This is a genomic window from Pseudomonas sp. P5_A2_2, assembly GCF_054177685.1.
Genome location: NZ_JBGCUL010000458.1, coordinates 1 through 3,566 on the forward strand (window position 1 = coordinate 1; position 3,566 = coordinate 3,566).

Genomic DNA, 3,566 nt, shown 5'->3' on the forward strand with positions numbered 1-3,566 from the left:
CTGCGATTCGGCTTCGGGCCGGGCGTTGCTGGCTGCGTCTGGCTCAGGAGGGGGGGGAGTGTTTTTCTCCTTGAGCAGACGTTCCACCAGCGCCTTGTTGGTCAGTGCCGGACGCAAATCAGGTTGACGTTCCAGTGCCTGTTCGTAAGCGTCCAGGGCGGCCTCCAGCTCACCACTTTTGGCCAGGGCGTTGCCCCGATTGTAGTGGGCATGGGCATCGTTGCCCTCGGCAAACCGCTCGGCGGCGCCGGCGTAGTCTGCGGCTTCATAGAGCGCCACGCCTTGCCACTGATGGTCTTCGAAGCGCCGGGCGGCCTCGGCCGGACGCTTGTGTTTGAGTAATTGCACGCCTTGTTGATCAGGACGCAGCCACAGGTCTGCGAGGTCGAAGGCATAGCCGGGTTGCGGTAGCGCCAATAGCAGCGGCAGACACAGCAACCAACCACGACGTCCTGCGCAGGCCGCGAGCAGCAGCAGTGGCAGCAGCAGCCAGTAACCCTGGTCGGCCCAGGTGTCGAGGCGCAAGGTCTGACCGTCGTTGCGCAAATTGCGTGGACCGTCGAGCAGGCYAAGGGCGTGCAGGTCGCTATCGTCCAGGCGCGCCTGGCGAAAGCGTCCATCCAGGTCGTTGGCAAAGCCTTTCAGGCCGGGCTCGTCGAGGCGCGGCACGAGAATTGCGCCTTGTTCATCCTTGAGGAAACTGCCGTCCTCCTGGGTGATGGGCGAGCCTTCGGCGGTGCCGATGCCGAGCATCAGGAATTGAGTCGATTTGCCGTTCAGCGCGCGACGGATGCCCAGCCGCTCTGGTTCGGTCAGGGACGAACCCATCAGCAGGATCCGACCGTCGCCCAAAGCAGCCTGTTCGAGCAGCGCCAGGGCCTTGAGTACCGCCAGATCGGCGCGATGACCGGGCTCTGGCATCAACGACGGCTTCAGCGCATCCAACAGGTTGCGGCTGGTGGAAAGATCATCTGACAGCGGTACCAGCGTGTGGGCACTGCCGGCGTAGACGACAATGGCGGTTTGCGCGTCGCTGCGGATCTGCAGCAGGTCGTACAGCTTGCGCCGGGCCTGTTCCAGCCGATTGGGCGTGACGTCGGTGGCGAGCATTTCCGGGGTCAGTTCAAGAACCACCACCAACGGGTCCGCGGGTTTCTGGCTGGTTTGCTCGACGCGTTCCCAACCCGGACCCAACAGCGCGAGCACGGTCAACAGCCACGCCACGCCGAGCGCGACCCAGGGCAGTTTACTGTCGCGACCACTGCCGCCGCTGAGCAGTGCCGAGTGAAAGGCCGGCGGCAGGATCATCTGCCAGCGCCCGGCGCGCTTCTTGCGGTGCCAGAGTTGCCAGAGCAACCAGCCAAGCACCGGCAGCAATAGTAGCCACCAGGGCCGGAACCAGTAGGGCCACAGCGCACTCATCGGCGCCTCCGCAGACGCAGGCGTTTAAGACGCTGGCGCCAGTCGGGCAGCAATTGCGTTTGCAAATACAGATCCTTGGTAAACAGGCGTTGCAACGGGTTGTCCGGCCAGAGTACGGGAACCACCAGCAGTATGCTCAAGCACAGCGCCAAGGCGAGCGGCCAGTGATACAACGCTTGAGTCGGGSGGGCCTGGGTGGGTTGTTGGGCCACGGGCTCCAGTTGGTCAAGGGTGTCCTTGATCGATTGCAGTTCCTTGCCATCGTGGGCGCGGAAATACTGGCCGTCGGTGGCTTCGGCGATGGCTTTCAGGGACGGCTCGTCGAGGTCCAGGCTCGGATTGACACCGAGGAACCCCACGGAGCCACTTTGTTCCGGATCGGCACCGATGCCGATCGGGTAGATTTTCACACCTTCCTGGGCCGCCAGTCGGGCGGCGGTGAGCGGATCGATTTCACCGCCATTGTTGGCGCCGTCGGTGACCAGTATCAGCACGCGGCTTGTTGCAGGACGCAAACGCAGGCGTTTGAGGGCCAGACCGATTGCATCGCCGATGGCGGTGTTTTTGCCGGCAATGCCGATGCGCGCTTCGTCGAGCCAGACGCGTACGGTGTGGCGGTCGAAGGTCAGCGGTGCCTGCAGGTAGGCCCGGCTGCCAAACAGGATCAGGCCGACGCGGTCACCTTCGCGACTTTCGAGGAAGTCGCCGAGCAGGTGCTGGACCAACGACAGTCGACTCACATCTTCGTCCTGCCACTGCATGTCAGGGAAATCCATGGAGCCGGAAACGTCCACCGCCACCAGCAGATCGCGGCCGCTGGCGGCGATCGGCAAGGGTTCGCCGAGCCACTGCGGGCGCGCCGCCGCGACCAGCAGTAACAGCCACAGCAAAATGAACGGCGTCTGTTGGCGCCATGCCGGCAGGTTGGCCCGGGCGCGACGCCCGGCGAGGCCTTCGAGATCGCTCAGGAAGCTGACCTTGAGTGCCGGTTCGCCACTGTCGGCCACCGGCAATACGATGCGCATCAGCCACGGCAGCGGCAGAAGGGCAAAAATCCACGGCCAGGCAAATTCAAACATGCTTGCGAATCCATGTGTCGACGGCCTGGGTCAGGCCGGCGATCGCCTTGTCGTCGAGCTTGCATTCGGGTTTGTAGGCGCCCTCCACAAGCACCATCCAGCGAGTCAGCCCGGCCGCCGGGCAGCGGTTGTCGAGGAACGCCAGCCATTTGCGGCCGTTGAGGGTATGGCTCTGGCTGTAGGGGTAATGGTTGCGGCACAGGCGTTTGAGCAAGCCGTTGAGTTGCTGCAGCCAGGCACCGGCTGGCGCACCGTCGTAGGGTTTGGGCATCAAGGCCAGCTCCGCCAGGGCGGCAAGACGCACCGGGTCAAGCGGCTGTTCAGCACGTACCACTGGGCGCTTGTCCAGAATAAGGCGACGCAGCTTCCACAGGCCCAAACCGATCAGTGGCACCAATAAAAGCAGCAACCACCAACCCGGTGCCGGAGGCCAGAATTCCACCGGTGGCGGGGATATCAGGGGTTGCAGTTGATCAAGGCTGCTCATCGACCTTTCCCCGGTTTCTGTGGGTTCAGGTATTCGCGCAGTTGTTCGACCATCTCGCTCTGAGTGCTCAAAGGCATCATCAGTACCCGTAGTTTCTGCGCGAGCAGCTCCCAGCGAGCGATGCGTGCTTCGGCCTGAGCCCGGTAAGTCTGGCGCAGGTCGAAATTCAGCGTATCGAGTTCCAGTTGCGCTCCACGCTCGGCGAAACGTAAAAGTCCCGCGGCGGGCAGGGCATGATCCAGCGGATCGGACACCGGGAGCAACAACAGGTCGCAATGACGTGATAACAGGCTCAGCTGTTGCTCGGCGCTTTCCGAAAGCGCGCGTTCATCGCAAATCACAATCACAAGGCTGCCCGGGCGGGACACTTCCCGGGCGCGGCGCAGGGCGATACCAAAGGCATCACGGTCCGGTTCGCTTTCGCTGTTGAGCGACTGATTGACCCGCACCAGCCGATTGAGCAGCTGCAGCAGGCTTTGCTTGCTGCGCCGAGGCTTGATTTCGTAGTGCTGATTGTCGCCATACACCAGCCCGCCGACCCGGTCGTTATGCCCCAGGGCTGCCCAACCGATCAGGCT

The 3,566-nt window shown here is 63.3% G+C and carries 4 protein-coding genes; all 4 read right to left on the minus strand.

Translation table 11 applies throughout. The annotated features are described in order from the left end of the window. Positions 1 to 1,422: VWA domain-containing protein (locus ACXRVY_RS20350; protein ID WP_458238090.1), on the minus strand; the 1,422-nt coding region annotated here is incomplete at its 3' end. Next, the gene (locus ACXRVY_RS20355) at positions 1,419 to 2,501 is read right to left on the minus strand and encodes a vWA domain-containing protein (protein WP_458238091.1); all 1,083 of its coding nucleotides are present in this window, start codon (positions 2,499 to 2,501) and stop codon (positions 1,419 to 1,421) included. The genes ACXRVY_RS20355 and ACXRVY_RS20350, both read right to left, overlap by 4 nt. Beyond that, on the minus strand, positions 2,494 to 2,988 hold the full coding sequence (locus ACXRVY_RS20360; RefSeq protein ID WP_223462909.1) for a DUF4381 domain-containing protein: 495 nt from the start codon (positions 2,986 to 2,988) through the stop codon (positions 2,494 to 2,496). Before ACXRVY_RS20360 ends, ACXRVY_RS20355 begins: the two co-directional genes overlap by 8 nt. Next, positions 2,985 to 3,566, minus strand: a 582-nt coding sequence (locus tag ACXRVY_RS20365; RefSeq protein ID WP_458238092.1) for a DUF58 domain-containing protein, incomplete at its 5' end; no start/stop codon positions are given. The genes ACXRVY_RS20360 and ACXRVY_RS20365, both read right to left, overlap by 4 nt.